Genomic DNA, 15,643 nt, shown 5'->3' with positions numbered 1-15,643 from the left:
GATGAGACTATATGACTTTGAAAAACAAGCATTAAAAGAAGTTTTTAAAGACTTTAAAGGAGAGATTTATTTATTTGGGTCAAGGACAAAAAACGATAAAAAAGGAGGGGACATAGACTTAATCCTAAAAACAGATAGAGAGCTGACATTAAAGGACATTTTAAATTATCAAACAAAATACTTTTTACTCACAGACACAAATATAGATATAGCAATATACAGAGAAAACGACCCTTTTATAAAGGAAGTAATGAAAGATGCAGAAAGACTTGATTTGTCAAGCTTATAAAGACTTGGAAAGCAGTGTAAAACTTTTAGAGTATTCTTTATTAAAGTATAAACCCTTTGACCCAACCGTTGTTTACTCTTATGAAGACTTAGAATATTATGACTCTTTATCCTTCAGATTTGAAAAAGTGGTAGAGATGTTTCTCAGCTTCTTCAAAAGCCTTGAACTTTATTTATATGGAGATTTATCTCAAACTATTAGACAAAGACTTCAAAGGATAGAAAAATTAGGAATAATTAACAACTTAGAAGATTACATGGAAGCAAAGCTTCTTAGAAACAAAGTTGTTCACGCATATTTACCAGAAAAGTTAGAAGAGATTTATGAAACTATCGCAAAATTAAGCAGTATTTTTTTACAAGACTTTGATAAAATAAAAAAATACGTTCAGGAGGAAATAAAATGTTAATAGAGCCAAGACTTACAGAAATTAGAGAAAGACTTTTAAAAATGGCAGAAATAGCAGAAAATATGATAGACAACGCAATAAAGGCTATAATTGAGCATAATCCAGACTATTTGAAGTATGTTGAAGAAAATGAAGATGTAGTTGATAAGATGGAAGTAGAAAATGAAAGCTTAATAATAACTACAATGGCAAGATACCAACCAGAGGCAAAGTATTTAAGATTTTTAGTAATGGACTTATTTGTTAACAGAGATTTAGAAAGAATAGGAGACCACGCAGAAAACATAAAAGAGCATGCCCAGTCAATTTTACAAAAACCAAAGTTAAAAGAGTATGTGGACTTACCAATAATGACCCAGATGGCAATTCAGATGTTAAAAGATGCTATTAAATCTTTTGCAGAAATGGACACAGAACTTGCAAGAGACGTTATAAAAAGAGACGATAAAATAGATGCCTTGGAAGACCAAATTATTAGGGAGCTCTACACATACATGGTAGAAGACCCTACAACTATAAAGGTAGGTCTTAGACTTATAGATGTTGTTAAAAATATAGAAAGGGTAGCAGATATAGCTACAAACCTTGCAGAAGAAGTAATATATATGAAAGAAGGAAAAATGTTAAGACATCAGGAGTTAGATGAAGAGTAATATTAATGACGGCATTTTAATAACTTTCTTAGATTTTTTAAAAGAAGGAATAATAATAGTTGATGATGAGAGCAAAGTAATAGAGTTTGTTAATAGATTTGCAAAAAAATTTTTAAAAGATGAAAATTACCAAGGTAAGAACTTTAAAGAAGTTGTAGAAAATGACTATATCTACTCTCTTATATCCTACAACCACGACAAAGATGTAAAAGCTGAAGTAAACATAGACAACCAAAAATACTTAATCAACGTTTACAGGATAGAAGGAAAAAAGATAATTCACATTCAGGACATTACACCATTTGAAGTATACAAACAAGCAAAAAAGGACTTTGTATCAAACGTATCCCACGAACTAAAAACGCCAATATCCGTGCTAAAGTCAGCTGTAGAGACGATAGAAGAAGAAAAAGACCCTGTAATGATAAAAAAGTTTGTAAACATTGCAAAAAAGAGAATAGAACAAATGGATCACCTTATAAACGACCTTTTAATCCTTGCAAGGTTAGAATCCCAAGAAGACCAAGTCAAAAAAGAAAATTACGATTTACACAAACAGATAGAAGAAATCTTTGAAGACTTAAAACACCTAACAGAAGAAAAAAATATCCAGCTTATCAATCAGATACCTACTAAATTTGAAATCTACGCTGACGAGCAAAAACTTAGCATAGCCTTAAAAAACCTTATAGAAAATGCAATAAAATACAACAAACAAGACGGTAAAGTCATAGTCAAAGCTGTAAAAGATAGTAAACATACAACAATAACTGTAGAAGATACAGGTATAGGTATTCCTGAAGAGTCTTTACCGCTCGTATTTGAAAGATTTTACAGAGTAGACAAATCAAGAAGTAGAAACATAGGCGGGACAGGTCTTGGACTATCTATCGTAAAACACATTACAGAAGCTCACAAAGGAAAAGTTTGGGTAGAAAGTAAATTAGGCAAAGGGTCGAAGTTTTTTATAAAAATTCCAAACACTTGACTTTTTTGATTAAAATCTATTTACAAAGTTTATCCATGTTATCTATAATAACGCTTGAAAGTTCTTCATTCATATTGTAAGCTCCAGAAATCAGTTTATTGAGAAACTCATCAATATCTTTACTTTTGGTTATAGAGTCTATTTGTTCTATGAAGTTTTTCTCAATATCTCCACACACACTTTCCCAACTACTTGTTATAATTGACGGTAATCTGTATGAAACTTCATTATAAACTTTACTTCTTATTTCATCGGCTTTTTTGCCTAAATTCATAAATGTATAAACTAACGACCCTAAGAAAACAAGTGTTCCTATACCTGGAATAAGAGCTCCTAAAGCAAGTCTTGCAAGTATTCCTCCACCTATAGAAACCATAATTCCATTGAAAATCTCATCTAAGATTTCTTCAGAATAATCAGTTTGTCCTATAGTAAATCTTGAAAAATCTGAGACTAAATATTCTTGCCCAAAATCATAATCTAAATCTAAATTTAAAATTTCAATATAGGAAATTGACATATCGTTTATGAATTTTCTAACATTATTAATTACCTCATTAAAAGCCTTCTTTATTGTTTCCATATCTTTACTTATTTCGTTTTGCAGTTCAAAGTTTAAATTTTCTATCAGCTTTTCAATAACATTCTTACTATCAGTTATAATGTCAAAATTTGAGATTTTATAAAGTTCATCGTATAATTTATTGAGATAAAAATTTGTGTAATATTTGTCCCTTTCTTTAACTTTAACCATATTTTTGTTAATGGCTTCTATAGTTCCATTCCTTATTATGTTTAAATTACTCTTAAATGTAGAAACATAAGAAGCAATTATAATAATATCTTGTAAAAATTTAACTAATTCTTTATTTTTCCTAAATTTTGTGGCTGAAGATGGAACATAACCTAAAATTTTTCTCTTCGGATATATTTTTTCTATATCATTTTTTATTTTGTTTAAGTGGTCTTTGGTATCTTCTTTATCTTCATCTGCGGATAAATCTATTTTATTTAAAATGAATAAAACATAAGGTTCTTTTTCTTGCAAAAGTTCTAAAAACTCTTTATCTTTTTTTGTTAAACCTTTTGATATGTCAAGTATGTATAAGACTATATCGTATTCTCCATCTTTAAGGTAAGCTTTAATCTCTTCATCGTAGCTTGCGTCATAACCAGGAACATCTACTATGTTTAGAAACGATAAAAATTCAGAATAAATCGATGAAATTGAAATTTTTTCTTTAATTTTAAAATCCGTTTTATTCAATTCTGATACTAATAATTTATTATCGCATAACTCAATTTTTGTTATACTTTTAGTAGTCTCTCCCAATCTAGATAGAAATATTTCTTTACCTAATAATAAATTTAAAAATGAAGATTTACCAGCTGACATTTTACCAACAACACACACAGTAGGTTTTATCATAAAATATTCTTTCTTTTGTTTTATTTTGTCTGTTTTTTCCTCAAGTTTTTCAAGAAGTTTTTCTATCATAAATCATCACCCTAAATAACTTTACTTTCAAGAATACTCCTTATGTTATTTACAGTGTCTTCTATAACCTTTATCTTACTTTCATAAAATTTTAGTTCATTTTCAATTTCTTCTTTATCTTTTCCAATAAATTCAATACTTTTCTCGGTCGAAACAATTTCACTATCTAAATTAGCATGTTCTCTAAGTTTTAACTCCTCAAAGTAATAGTCTTTAGAGCTTTCTATAGAATAAATGATATTTTCTTTAATTTTGTCAAAAATTTTATTTATATCGTCTTCAATATTACTCATAGCTAATGTTTTAATCAAATCTTGAATAACATCAGTTAAGTCTGGAAGATTGAATCTTTTTAGTAATGGGTCAAGTATCTTTCCTAAAATGTCTATCGACGATAAGATAAAAGATGTAAAGGATGAAGTAGACCCTATTCCAGAAAGTTCTGCGATGTTAAAGTCAAATTTTGACTTATTTAGATTTTCTTTTATGCTCACTATAAGTGATTGAATTTCATTTCTTAAATTCACTGATAAATAAGTTTTTAGATTATCTGGATCCATGTTTTTTACTTTTGTAATAACTTCTATTCTTTTATTATCAATAAGTGGGACAATTTTGTTATTTATAATATCTAAAATTTCTACTTCTACCTTCTTCCTCAAATCATTTAATGTATTGTCAAGCTCAGCTTTCTTCATTTTTAATTCAGATAATTTTGATTGAAGCTCTTCTTTTGTTTTTTGTTTATTTTCAATTAGTGAGTTTAACTGTTTTTTAGAAACTTCTTCAATCGCTTTTATAATTGAGTTTATCCTTGATTTTATGATTTGGGATTTACTAGTTTCTGAAAGATAGTTAAATAATTGATTTTTAAAAGCAAAAAAGTCTTTATCTTTCTCTTTTGCAGAAAATACAAACACTGTAAATCCTTCTAAATCCTTTTTTACATTTTGGATTTGTTCTTCATCAACTTCATCTTTAACTAAATCAAGCTTATTAAAGACAATAAAAATTTTATCTCTCAAAAACTTAATAATATAATCATTAAAAAACTCTTTATCTTTTTTTGTTAAACCTTTTGATATATCTAAAACGAATACTACGGCGTCAGCTGTAGGGATTCTTGATAGAGTTAAGTTTTCCAAGTTTTCTTGTAGCTCATCAATTCCGGGTGTATCTACAAATATTACACTTGAAAAAGGAAAGTCTTTAAGATAAACATTTACGGCTTTTATATTGGCTTTTCCGTTTATAAGTTCAAAACTTTTTTCATTAAGTTGATAAACCTCAGAGTTTCCATCTTTATAAATAACTTCGATTTTGTCTTCATCAGATTTTATAACTGTGTTTATAGATTTTGTAATAGTTCCAATCCCTGTTGGCATAATGTTTCTGTCAAGGAGAGCATTCATTATCGTACTTTTTCCAGTTGATAATTTACCAACAAAAATGACTTCTATTTTATCCCTTTTTATAACATCAATTGCAACATCACAAAGTTTTTCAAGGTATTCATTTCTTAAAAACAATATATTATTTCTTAAAACTTTAAGTTCCTGCTCCATCTTTAAACCTCCGCTAAGATTTTTATTTCTAAAACATTAGCTATGTTTTTTAATGTATCTAATTGATTTTCTATCTTTTTTATCTCTTCGTCTAAATCACTTTTTTCAAGGGCTTTTATTATTTCTGAATTAATAAATTCAACTTCGATAACTTTTCTTCTAATATCGTCTATATAGTCTTCTAAAGTATTATTTAGTTTATTAATTTCTACCTTTATATCATAAAGACTATTACGAACTCCTTCTCTGATTTTTTGTTTTAATTCTTCTTTTTTCTTTTTCACATCTTTTGAGATAAAAATTGGTATAAGTATTGAAACTGCAACAAACCCTGCTGCACCAATAACTGTTCCTAAGACTAATTGCTCAATTAAACCACCAATAAGGGCTCCTGTCAGATATCCTCCTAATGCAGGAGCTAAAACACCGCTCCTTTTAATTTCAAACTGAGTTGAAATTTGTTTTTCTTGTCCTTCTTCAGATTCTTTGTATTCTACGACGGGAAATCTAAATTTTTCTATTCCCATTTTTTCAAGTTTAGAATTAAACTCATAAGCACTTTCATTATAATCCTGGACATGGAATCTTATCCTTTCAAAAATATCACCATAATATTTTTTGAGATTACTCTTTAAAATACTTTTTATATCTACATTTTTTAATCTACACTTTATTTCTTCTTCTATTTCACCTTTTTTAGTAAGTGAAGACAAAAAACCATAATTTTCTTCAATGTAATCAATAACTTTTGATTTTTGTAAAATTTCCTCTTCAATATCAGAAATAACTTCATCAGCACTTAATTTAATACTTTTTAAATAGTTTATACAATTGTTAGCTTTTCCTTGAAGCTTTGACGACATTGAACTTATTTCATATTGTGATCTTAATATCTTATCTTTCTCAGCTTTTATTTGTAATAATCTATTCTTTAAATTTTTGTAAATACTATTAATTTCTTTATTTATAGAGTCTTTTAATCTTTCAAAGGAAGAGATTTTATCAGATAAAAATTCTTTTTGTTTGTAATTTATAACATCGTTCCAGAACTCTTTTTCAAACTCCTCGAATAACTCCTTATATTTTTTAGCTCCCTCATCTAAAGTTTCAGCTTTTGCTTGCTTAATAAAGCCTTGCAGTGCTAATTTAGCTGAAACATAAAACAATTGATTTACATCAATTTTTTGGTCATATCCTTGCTTTTCTAAAATCCTGTTCATATTGTTTATAACATCTCTACTAACATAATCAAAATTTTCTACCTCATCTTCATATGAATCTACCTTATTAAAAACAATATACCTTTTGTCAGGCCTTATCATGGACAATAGCTTTGAAAATTTCTCGCTTTCACTTTTCTTAATTCCTTGACTTATATCAAGTATAGTTATAACAGCATCACTTGAATGAATAGCACTTGTAATAAATTTCATCATTAATTCTTCATTTAGCGTTCCAAACCCGGGTGTGTCAATAACCTCTATTCCAACTCTCAAATGTTCCAAAGGTATGTAAATAAACACGCTTAACTCATCTTCTGAAATATTTAAAACTTTTCCTCCCTCTCTACTTTCTTCTGCTTTTTCTAATGTTTCTTTGTTTAATTGCTTTATAAATTCTTTTATTTCTTCTAAACTGTTAAATTTTTTTTCTAAATTTTTGTATTTTACTGCATATTCATCACCGTAAGAAATATGATAAAGCCTTGCTGTTGTTTCTCCAATCCTTGCATCAAGAATAATGTTCTTAAATATAAGTGCATTTAGGAATGTAGATTTACCATTTGAAACTTCTGCTATTACAGAAACTCTTACTTTATCATCTATTAAGGATTTTACAATTCCATCTAATTTTTCCGTAAATTCATCAAAATTTATAGGTAAATTTACAGAGCTTAAAATTTCCTTACCTTTCTTTAATCTAATTATGTAATTATTTACATTTTCTATTACCTTAGATTTTTCTCTGTTATAGTAGTTTAAGTCAATCATACTTATTTACCCTCCTTAGATAAACTATACTTGAATTTTATCATAGTTTTTATAGTTATACAAATAACTTCAAGTCCTTGAAAAGATTTAACAGTGGTTAACTATATAATCTGCAACGGAAAAAGCAGCAATTGAATTTGGTTTTAAAACAGGTTTTAATCCTTGAGCCATAACATAACTTATAGCCTCTTTTACAACCATACTTGATTTATGTTTTTCACTAGGATTTATGTCAAGATGAATTTCTAAAGTCCTGTTTTCTATTACTTCCAAAATGTTTAACGCTGCATAAACAGAAAGGTCTACTTCCTTTAAAAGTCTTTCTCTTAGAGATTCTATCTTTCGTGTTTTTTGAACCTCTGAGAATATCTTCGCTCCTCTACAAGAGTCTATATGGACAACTATCACTGTAACAAAAAGCGTGTAAGTTTGGAATTGCTTAGAATCACACCCTACATAAATAGACGTTTCTTGGGAAGTTTTTGCTATGTATCGTTTAATTTCATCAAAATCAAACTTTTTCATACTAATTTTGAAATGGCTTTACTTATCAAGTTTTCAACAATGTTAGCTATAACAAAACTTTCTATTAGTATTTCTCTATCTTTTGGAGTAAAGTGGACGTCTTGCTGTCTTTTTCTAACTCTCTCTTTTTCTTTTAGATATTTAGAGTATCTTTTTTCAAGACTTTTTATTTCTGAAAGAATATCATCTAATCTGTCCATTGTAGACTCCTTCTTTTTCTTTTAAAGATAATTATAAGCAAAAAATTTTTAAATTTCATTAACTTTAAACTAAAAATTTTTAACATTACCTTAAACAAAAATTAAATCTTATTGTCTAAAATCAATAAAAAATCAGTAAGGAGCTGACAAGATGGAAAACAGAGAGATAGTTGAGAAAATTGCTTTAAAAATTTGGGAAATTACAGGAAAGACAGATGATAGAACTTTGCAAAACTGGAAAGATGCTGAAGAGATAGTGAACACTGTTATCCAGTATCTAAAAGATAAAGATTTACTGAAAAAAAGACCAACTAAAAAGAAAGTCTAAAAAGGAGGCTTTAACATGATAGCTATAAATAAGATAAAAAAAGTTAAAAACATACCTATAAACTTTTATAAGTACAAAATAAAAAATTTAAAAAGTAAAGTAAACATACACATAGAAACAAACTCCTACATTGTAAAGACAGCTCAAACAAAAAACGAGCTTTTAGATTTACTAAAACTTAGGTTTGAAGTATTTTTAGAAGGTAAGAAAAAACTTATTCCTATAGACTTTGACGAGTTCGACCTTTTAGCAGACCACATAATAATTATTGACAAAAAAACAGGTAAACCAATAGGTACTTATAGATTAATATCTTCTCTTTTTTCTAACAAGTTTTACTCAGAAACAGAGTTTTACATAGACAACATAAAAAAGTTAAACGGAAATATTTTAGAGATGGGTAGAGCTGCAATAAAGAAAGACCATAGAAACGGTATCACAATTGCACTTTTATGGAAAGGTATAGCTGATTACGTAAAACAAACAGACTCTAAATATCTATTTGGTTGTTCGAGTGTTTACATAACAGACCCAGTAGAAGCTGCGTATCTATACTTACATCTTAGAAAAAACTATTTTAACGAAAATCTACTCTGTGAAGTAAAGCCCGATTATGTCATGCCAAAGTTTGACAAATATTTAAACTTTTTACAACAGCTGAATCCAGACTTAGAAAAAGCAAAAGACTTAATTCCATCACTTTTAAAAGCATACCTAAATGCAGGATCTTCTGTGTGTAGTTATCCTGCATTAGATAGAGAGTTTCAGTGTATTGATTTTCTAACAGTTTTAAACACAGATAATTTGACAAAAACTTTTGAAAGAAAGTATAAAAAAAGTGAAATACATTAGATTTTTATACAGAGCTGGCATTTTTTTAGTCCTAACTTTTTTATTTTTTTTATCTTCAACCTTTATCTACTTTTTTACCGTAGATAAGAGAAAAAGATTACATAAACTTATAAAAAATAGCAACTTTTACAGAGACTTAGCTTTAAAACTTTTTAATATAAAAGTTTACATAAATAACTTTAACCTAAATCCTGAAGAAAGCTACATAATTACGCCAAACCATCTATCTTATTTAGACATTCTTATTTTAAAAAACAGTGATAAAAATCTTTTTGTGTCAACTTATGAAGTAAAAAACACCTTTTTATTTGGAAAGATAGCAGAGTATGGAGGAAGTGTATTTATAGATAGACAATCTAAAAATGGTATAAAACGAGAAATAGAAATGTTAAAAGAGGTGTTAGAAAAAGGTTTTAACTTAGTTATATTCTTAGAAGGAACTACTTCAAACGGTGAGACTGTTTTACCTTTTAAATCATCATTTGTAGAGTTAGCTTTTCAAATTGGAGTAAAAATAGCTCCTACTTGTATAAAGTATAAGGCTGTAAATAGAGAAAAATTAAATGAAAAAAACAGAGACCTTATCTATTACTACGGAGATATGAAACTTTTTAATCACGTTTTTAACTTTTTACTAAACGTTAAAAGTGTTGAAGTTGAGGTTGTGTTTTTAAAACCGATAAATCCTAAAGATTTTAAAGACAGAAAAGAACTTTCAAAATACTTACACTCAGAAATATTAAGATGCTATACAAACTAAACGTGTCTATCCACGATATAACCAAATCAAACCTTGAAATGATTGAAGAGTTGTTAGAGTTTTTAAACAATTTAGGTGTAGAAAATTTAACTTTTTTACTTATACCTTTTTATCACGAAAAAGGCAGTTTATTTGAGATAAAACAGTGGTTATATGAAAATATAAAAGATAACGAAGTTGTCCTTCACGGATACACACATAAATCTGGAAAGTTTTATAGCTATAAAGACCTGCTTACAAACCAAGAGGGAGAGTTTGCTTACTATCAAGATACTGAAGAAAGAATAAAAAAAGGTTTAGAGATGTTAAAAAGTTTAGGATACAACCCAGAAGGCTTTATACCACCTGCTTGGCTTATGAAAAAATCAGATTTTCAACTGCTAAAAAAATACGGCTTTAAATTTACTACAGACAGAAGGTTCGTATATGACTTAGAAAACAATAAAAAGATACTATCCCCTGTTTTATCTTTTGGTTCAAGGGGTTTTATAGAAACCTTGTCAGTTATTTCATTTAAAAGACATTTTTCTATCCTAAAACTTTTAAATCCTGTAGTTATCAGAATAGCACTACACCCAGTAGATGTCCTTAATAAAAAGAAGCTGAAACTTGTAAAGGACATTTTAGACAGTCATGATTTTGAATTTATCTTCTTAAAAGATACTTTAAATTTTATCAAAAATTAACCCTTTTTTAATAATAACTTAAAACTCTATAACTAAAATCTTGATAACAAGTTAGGAGGAAGTAGAGATGATAAAGGTAGACCTACATTTACATTCTGAAGCATCAAATAAACCAGGAGGGTATTTCTCTCAAAAACTAAAAATAAGTGAGAGCTACGTCAAACCTATAAAACTATATAACACCTTGAAAGAGAGAGGAATGACACTTATAACCATCACAGACCACGATACGATAGACGGTTGCCTTGAAATAGCACATCTTCCTGATACATTTATATCAGAAGAGATAACCACTTACTTTCCAGAAGATAGATGTAAAGTCCACATTATAGCAATAGACATAAACGAAAAACAGCATAAAGACATACAGCATCTAAGGGGAAACATTTACGAATTGGTTGATTATCTACAAAAAAATAACATAGTTCACATATTAGCCCATCCTCTATACAATATGGACGGAAAGCTAAAAAGAGAACATATAGAAAAATTTGCACTTTTGTTTGATAACTGGGAGATACTCAACGGAACAAGGTCTAAAACGTCAGCTTACATCACAAAAAAAATAGCAAAATCTTTTACACAGGAAAAATTAGAAGAGTTAGCAAATAAACACAACATTTTCAAAAGAACCAGAGATTACATCAGCTTCACTGGAGGGTCAGATGACCACGGAGGTATGGACATAGGAACAGGCTACACAGTAGCGGAAGGAAATACTTTAGAAGATTTAAAGCAGGCAATACTATCAGGAAAAACGTATTACGAGGGAGATTACGGTAACCCAAAAAAATTAACTCACATGGTAATGAACATAGGGAAAGAAGGTATTAAAAGAAGTTATAGTTTAGGCAACTTAGGTTATTTACTTGATAACCTTTTTGACCCAAAGCCACAATCATCTTCAATATTAGACCAAATTTTAGGTAGAAACTCTGCATCTGTATTTATAGAAAACGTTATAAAGTTTAAAGGAGATATAAGTAAAGACAATCACGAAAATATATTCAACTTTTTCTCAAATTTACTACCATACACCTTAAATCAGATAAGAAATCAAAAGAGCTTTGATTTTGATAAAATCAGTATGTATTTAGGTAAAGCTTTAATCTTTTCAAGTGTGTACTTGGTTTATCTTTCTGTTTACAAACAGAGAGCTGAAGAAAAACACACTTCCATTAACTTTCATAAAGAGTTTTTTGGAAATGGACACTCAGAAGGTAAAGTAGCCTACCTAACCGATACCTTTTTTGAAATTAACGGTGTGTCAAGGACTACTCAAAAACTTTTCAAGTTAGTTCAAGAAGAGGGTTATAACGTTAAGTTTTTAATATCTCACAAAAAAAAGTTTGATAGTAATTACATAAAAAACTTTGAGCCTCTCTTAACTTTTGACCTGCCAGAGTATGAAGATATTCCTATAAATATACCAAACCTTCTTGAAGTTTTAGACTACATAGAATCAGAAAACTTTGACGTTATATACAGTGCAACACCCGGAGTAATGGGAATATACGGGCTAATAATATCAAAAATTTTAAACATTCCTTTTGTAAGTGCTTATCACACAGATTTTCCAGAGTACGTTTACAGATACACCCAAGACCATACAATAGCTAATTTATCTGCTTCATTAATAAAACTATTTTACAACTCTGCAGACAGAGTGTTAGTTCCTTCAAATGAATACTACAAAAAACTTAAAGAGTTAGGTATAGATGAGAATAAAATGGTTGTATTTAAAAGAGGAGTAAACACTAAAAAGTTTAACCCTTCTTATAGAGACAAAAATTTCTGGAAAAATTACATAAAAGATTACAACAACCAGTTTGTAGTGTTATATGCAGGAAGAGTATCTAAAGAAAAAGATTTAGACGTATTTATAGAAGTTTACGAAAGAATGAAAAACAATCCAAAGGTTAAATTTGTAATAGTTGGAGATGGACCGTATAAAAAGGAGCTCTGGGAGACTTACTCAGGTAAAATAGCTTTTACAGGGTTTTTAGAAGGTGAAAACTTAGCTAAAGCTTACGCAAGTGCAGACTTTTTCTTATTCCCAAGTACAACTGACACATTTGGCAACGTCGTTTTAGAAGCTATGGCAAGCGGACTTATACCACTTTTATCAGATAAAGGTGGGGCTAAAGAAAACATCGTAGATGAAATAACAGGTTTTATTGTAAAGGACAACAATCCAGATGAGTACAAAATTATTTTAGAAAGACTGATAAACAATGAAAATCTCAGAAACAGCATTAAGAAAAACATTTTACAGTACATCCAAAACTTTGACGAGAGGGAGCTTCTTATAGAGATGTTAAAACTGTTATCCCTTGGAAAACTTTCAAAAATAAATCAGGAGGTATTTGTATGAAATCAAGAAAAAGCTATTACCCAGTTGACCCTACACCTACAGTAAAATTAAAAGATAGTGAGTGGTGGATAGCTACAGACATACAAAAAGAGGTAATAAAAAAGACTAAAAAATACATCAGCCTAATAATGATTGGGAAGATAGCAAAACAGTATAATCTTTATCAAAAAACATCTTATGGTTTCAAACTGTATCACAAAAAATTAGTGAAAATAATAACAAAGAGTTTGTCTAAATGAAAATACTTGATATAACTCACTTTTACAGTAATAGGGGAGGGGGGATAAAAACTTACATAAACAACAAGATAAATTATTTTTCAAAGTTTGAAGATATACAACACACTTTATTAATTCCGTCAGAAGAAGACAGTGTTTACTACAAAGAAAAAACAAAAGTTATAACTCTTAAGTCTCCTCAGCTTTTATTTTCAAAAAACTACAGATTAATTGTAAATCCTGTTAAATTAGCTAAGATTATAGAAGAGATAGAGCCTGATATAGTTGAAATTGGATCTCCTTTTTTAATTCCATCAGTAGTTAACTATCTTAAAGAGAAAAAAGGCTTTAAAGTACTGGGTTTTTTTCACTCTGATTTAGAAAAAGTGTCAAATAATTTACTAAAAGGTAAAAATCTAATAAGACCATTAATTAGAAAGTACGTATATAAAACTTATGTTGAGATGGATTTAGTAATAGCTCCTTCTCTTTACGCTAAAAAGTATCTTAATACTGTAGGTATTTATAACGTTGAAGTAGTACCTCACGGTATAAATTTAGATGTTTTTATGAACTCTCAGGTAAATAAATCTTTAAGATACCAGTATGCAATAGAAGAAGATAAAATCGTTTTGATATACGTTGGAAGATTTTCACCCGACAAAAATTTTCCCCAACTTCTAAAGATATTTAAAACTTTAAACTTTTTAAGACCAAAAAAATTTCACTTTTTACTTGTGGGAGATGGAGTACTTAAAGAAGAAATTTACGACCAACTTGACGGTAATTTTACAGTTATAGATTATGTAGAGGATAGACAAGAAATAATCAAACTTTATAAAATATCTGATATATTTGTTACAGCTTCTAAAACTGATACATTTGGATTTTCTCTAATTGAAGCTCAAGCTTGCGGTCTTCCTGTAGTTGCTTATAACGAAAACGCTTTTCCAGAGGTTTGTTATTATAAAGACTTACTTTGTAAAGATAGTTTAGATTTTATACATAAAGTAATAAATCTATCAGAAAACTTAGAAAAAGTGGAAGCCGATAAAATTCAGCGATTTGTTAAAGAAAATTTTGATATAAATAAAACGATGGAAAAGCTCATCACTGTCTATAAAAAAGTTTTAAATCATTGATTTTCCACTTTAAAGTAATTTTCAGCAATTCCAAACATTAAAAAGTAAAGAGGAAGTATTGCGTCCCATATTCCACTAAAAATTCCCCCTACTAAAAAGTATGTTGGAAATACCAAAAACGGCAAAGCTATTATCTGATTTTTATTTTGAAGTTTAATCGATAAGACAAACCTAAAATACTTGTACATTAAAAATATAAGTCCTAAAAGTCCAATTAGACCAATATTGATAAACTCTGATATTAAAAAGATAGACTCATACGACCTTCCTACAGGAGATGGAGGGTCTAACCTTGACCCTGCATTATAACCGTGTCCTATAAGTATAGGAATGATGTTTTTATTCTCAAAGTCTTTTTTTATGACCTCTAAACCCTTTTTACCTATCTCCCACCTTGAACTTGAAAACTCGTTTAACTCCTGCTGAGAAAGAGTTTTTCCTGTGATTACAGCTTCAACTAAAATTCTATACTTTGGAAACTTTTCAAAGGCAACGTAAGTTCCTGCCAAGACTACAACAAAAAACAACCCTGATAGTGTGTATAAGACTTTTTTTCCCACATGTGAAAATTTAAGCAGAATAACAAATAAAACTAAATAAGAAAAAAATATTCCCAGTATTGGATTTCTCTTTCCTGTATAAAAGACTAAAAAAGTAAAGATTAAAAATAAAAGTAGATAAATTCCTCTTTTAAAGTTTTCTTTTTCTAACAGAAGCATAACAAAACTTGATAAACTACCTAAAGCAAATACTATACCTATCTCAAAAACACCACCCCATATAGGCTGTTCTAAACCTCTGTAGTAATTAAACACAGTTATTACAGCTTCTATTGTACAAAAAATAACTACTGTGAGATTAACTTTATAAAAGAGTCTTTCTGTAGGATTAAATAAATCTTTTGCAAAGTATGAGATGTTAAAGAAGGTTTGACCTAATACTCCTGTAAACTCTTTCAGATTACCGTATATTGCGGTAGATAATAATGAAGGAGTAATTATCATAAATAAAGGAAGTTTTAACTCACCATAGATTTTTATTTCCTTTTTAGCTATTTTATAAATTTCGTAAACTAAAAATAACACTATAAGAGCTGTAAACAATGATATTGATATATACGCAGATGCAAAAAGTACTATAAGTAAGTTTTCTTTGTTTTTCAACA

The 15,643-nt window shown here is 28.7% G+C and carries 17 protein-coding genes; 11 read left to right on the top strand and 6 right to left on the bottom strand.

Features of this window, described 5'->3' with window-relative positions; genetic code table 11:
* The first annotated feature begins 1 nt into the window (after position 1).
* The 4 genes from Q385_RS0105035 to Q385_RS0105020 are packed head-to-tail and all read left to right on the top strand — an operon-like array spanning position 2 to position 2,339.
* On the top strand, positions 2 to 289 hold the full coding sequence (locus Q385_RS0105035; protein WP_028950617.1) for a nucleotidyltransferase domain-containing protein: 288 nt from the start codon (positions 2 to 4) through the stop codon (positions 287 to 289).
* Positions 258 to 698 (top strand): hypothetical protein, encoded by a 441-nt coding sequence (locus Q385_RS0105030; protein ID WP_037919643.1) that lies wholly within the window; start codon positions 258 to 260, stop codon positions 696 to 698. The genes Q385_RS0105035 and Q385_RS0105030 overlap by 32 nt, the downstream gene beginning before the upstream one ends.
* Positions 692 to 1,351, top strand: a complete 660-nt coding sequence (gene phoU / locus Q385_RS0105025) for a phosphate signaling complex protein PhoU (protein WP_028950615.1) — start codon at positions 692 to 694, stop codon at positions 1,349 to 1,351. The genes Q385_RS0105030 and phoU overlap by 7 nt, the downstream gene beginning before the upstream one ends.
* Positions 1,341 to 2,339, top strand: a complete 999-nt coding sequence (locus tag Q385_RS0105020; protein WP_028950614.1) for a sensor histidine kinase — start codon at positions 1,341 to 1,343, stop codon at positions 2,337 to 2,339. The genes phoU and Q385_RS0105020 overlap by 11 nt, the downstream gene beginning before the upstream one ends.
* A gap of 16 nt (positions 2,340 to 2,355) precedes the next feature.
* Here the strand turns inward: Q385_RS0105020 and Q385_RS0105015 are convergent, their stop codons facing one another.
* From Q385_RS0105015 to Q385_RS0104995, 5 genes are all read right to left on the bottom strand, one after another.
* Entirely contained in the window at positions 2,356 to 3,837 is a 1,482-nt protein-coding gene (locus Q385_RS0105015; protein ID WP_028950613.1) for a dynamin family protein, read from the bottom strand.
* A gap of 11 nt (positions 3,838 to 3,848) precedes the next feature.
* Positions 3,849 to 5,402 (bottom strand): dynamin family protein, encoded by a 1,554-nt coding sequence (locus Q385_RS0105010; protein ID WP_028950612.1) that lies wholly within the window; start codon positions 5,400 to 5,402, stop codon positions 3,849 to 3,851.
* A gap of 2 nt (positions 5,403 to 5,404) precedes the next feature.
* Complete coding sequence (locus Q385_RS0105005; protein ID WP_028950611.1) at positions 5,405 to 7,393, bottom strand: dynamin family protein; 1,989 nt, start codon at positions 7,391 to 7,393, stop codon at positions 5,405 to 5,407.
* A gap of 87 nt (positions 7,394 to 7,480) precedes the next feature.
* Positions 7,481 to 7,918 carry a ribonuclease H-like YkuK family protein gene (locus tag Q385_RS0105000; RefSeq protein ID WP_028950610.1) on the bottom strand — a complete coding sequence of 146 codons (438 nt, stop codon included), beginning with the start codon at positions 7,916 to 7,918 and terminating at the stop codon, positions 7,481 to 7,483.
* Complete coding sequence (locus Q385_RS0104995) at positions 7,915 to 8,118, bottom strand: hypothetical protein (protein ID WP_028950609.1); 204 nt, start codon at positions 8,116 to 8,118, stop codon at positions 7,915 to 7,917. Before Q385_RS0104995 ends, Q385_RS0105000 begins: the two co-directional genes overlap by 4 nt.
* 151 nt (positions 8,119 to 8,269) lie before the next feature.
* Between Q385_RS0104995 and Q385_RS09400 the strand changes: the two genes are divergently transcribed.
* The 7 genes from Q385_RS09400 to Q385_RS0104960 all read left to right on the top strand — a co-directional run bounded on the left by Q385_RS09400 (position 8,270) and on the right by Q385_RS0104960 (position 14,478).
* Positions 8,270 to 8,446, top strand: a complete 177-nt coding sequence (locus Q385_RS09400) for a hypothetical protein (RefSeq protein WP_169733169.1) — start codon at positions 8,270 to 8,272, stop codon at positions 8,444 to 8,446.
* 15 nt (positions 8,447 to 8,461) lie between these two features.
* Positions 8,462 to 9,298 (top strand): GNAT family N-acetyltransferase, encoded by an 837-nt coding sequence (locus Q385_RS0104985; protein ID WP_037919640.1) that lies wholly within the window; start codon positions 8,462 to 8,464, stop codon positions 9,296 to 9,298.
* A complete protein-coding gene (locus Q385_RS0104980; protein WP_028950607.1) occupies positions 9,285 to 10,058 on the top strand; it encodes a lysophospholipid acyltransferase family protein in 774 nt (257 codons plus the stop codon). The genes Q385_RS0104985 and Q385_RS0104980 overlap by 14 nt, the downstream gene beginning before the upstream one ends.
* On the top strand, positions 10,043 to 10,744 hold the full coding sequence (locus tag Q385_RS0104975) for a polysaccharide deacetylase family protein (protein ID WP_028950606.1): 702 nt from the start codon (positions 10,043 to 10,045) through the stop codon (positions 10,742 to 10,744). Before Q385_RS0104980 ends, Q385_RS0104975 begins: the two co-directional genes overlap by 16 nt.
* Positions 10,745 to 10,811: 67 nt before the next feature.
* The gene (locus tag Q385_RS0104970) at positions 10,812 to 13,118 is read left to right on the top strand and encodes a glycosyltransferase (RefSeq protein WP_028950605.1); all 2,307 of its coding nucleotides are present in this window, start codon (positions 10,812 to 10,814) and stop codon (positions 13,116 to 13,118) included.
* The gene (locus Q385_RS0104965; protein ID WP_028950604.1) at positions 13,115 to 13,357 is read left to right on the top strand and encodes a hypothetical protein; all 243 of its coding nucleotides are present in this window, start codon (positions 13,115 to 13,117) and stop codon (positions 13,355 to 13,357) included. The genes Q385_RS0104970 and Q385_RS0104965 overlap by 4 nt, the downstream gene beginning before the upstream one ends.
* On the top strand, positions 13,354 to 14,478 hold the full coding sequence (locus Q385_RS0104960; RefSeq protein WP_028950603.1) for a glycosyltransferase: 1,125 nt from the start codon (positions 13,354 to 13,356) through the stop codon (positions 14,476 to 14,478). Before Q385_RS0104965 ends, Q385_RS0104960 begins: the two co-directional genes overlap by 4 nt.
* Here Q385_RS0104960 and Q385_RS0104955 read toward each other — a convergent pair.
* Positions 14,472 to 15,641: a hypothetical protein gene (locus tag Q385_RS0104955; protein WP_028950602.1), complete on the bottom strand. Its 1,170-nt coding sequence runs from the start codon at positions 15,639 to 15,641 to the stop codon at positions 14,472 to 14,474. The genes Q385_RS0104960 and Q385_RS0104955 overlap by 7 nt on opposite strands.
* Between the last annotated feature and the right edge of the window lie 2 nt (positions 15,642 to 15,643).

Origin of the sequence: Sulfurihydrogenibium subterraneum DSM 15120 (genome assembly GCF_000619805.1) — a bacterium.
Classification (GTDB): Bacteria; Aquificota; Aquificia; order Aquificales; family Hydrogenothermaceae; genus Sulfurihydrogenibium; species Sulfurihydrogenibium subterraneum.
This window is presented reverse-complemented; position numbering and strand designations above follow the sequence as displayed.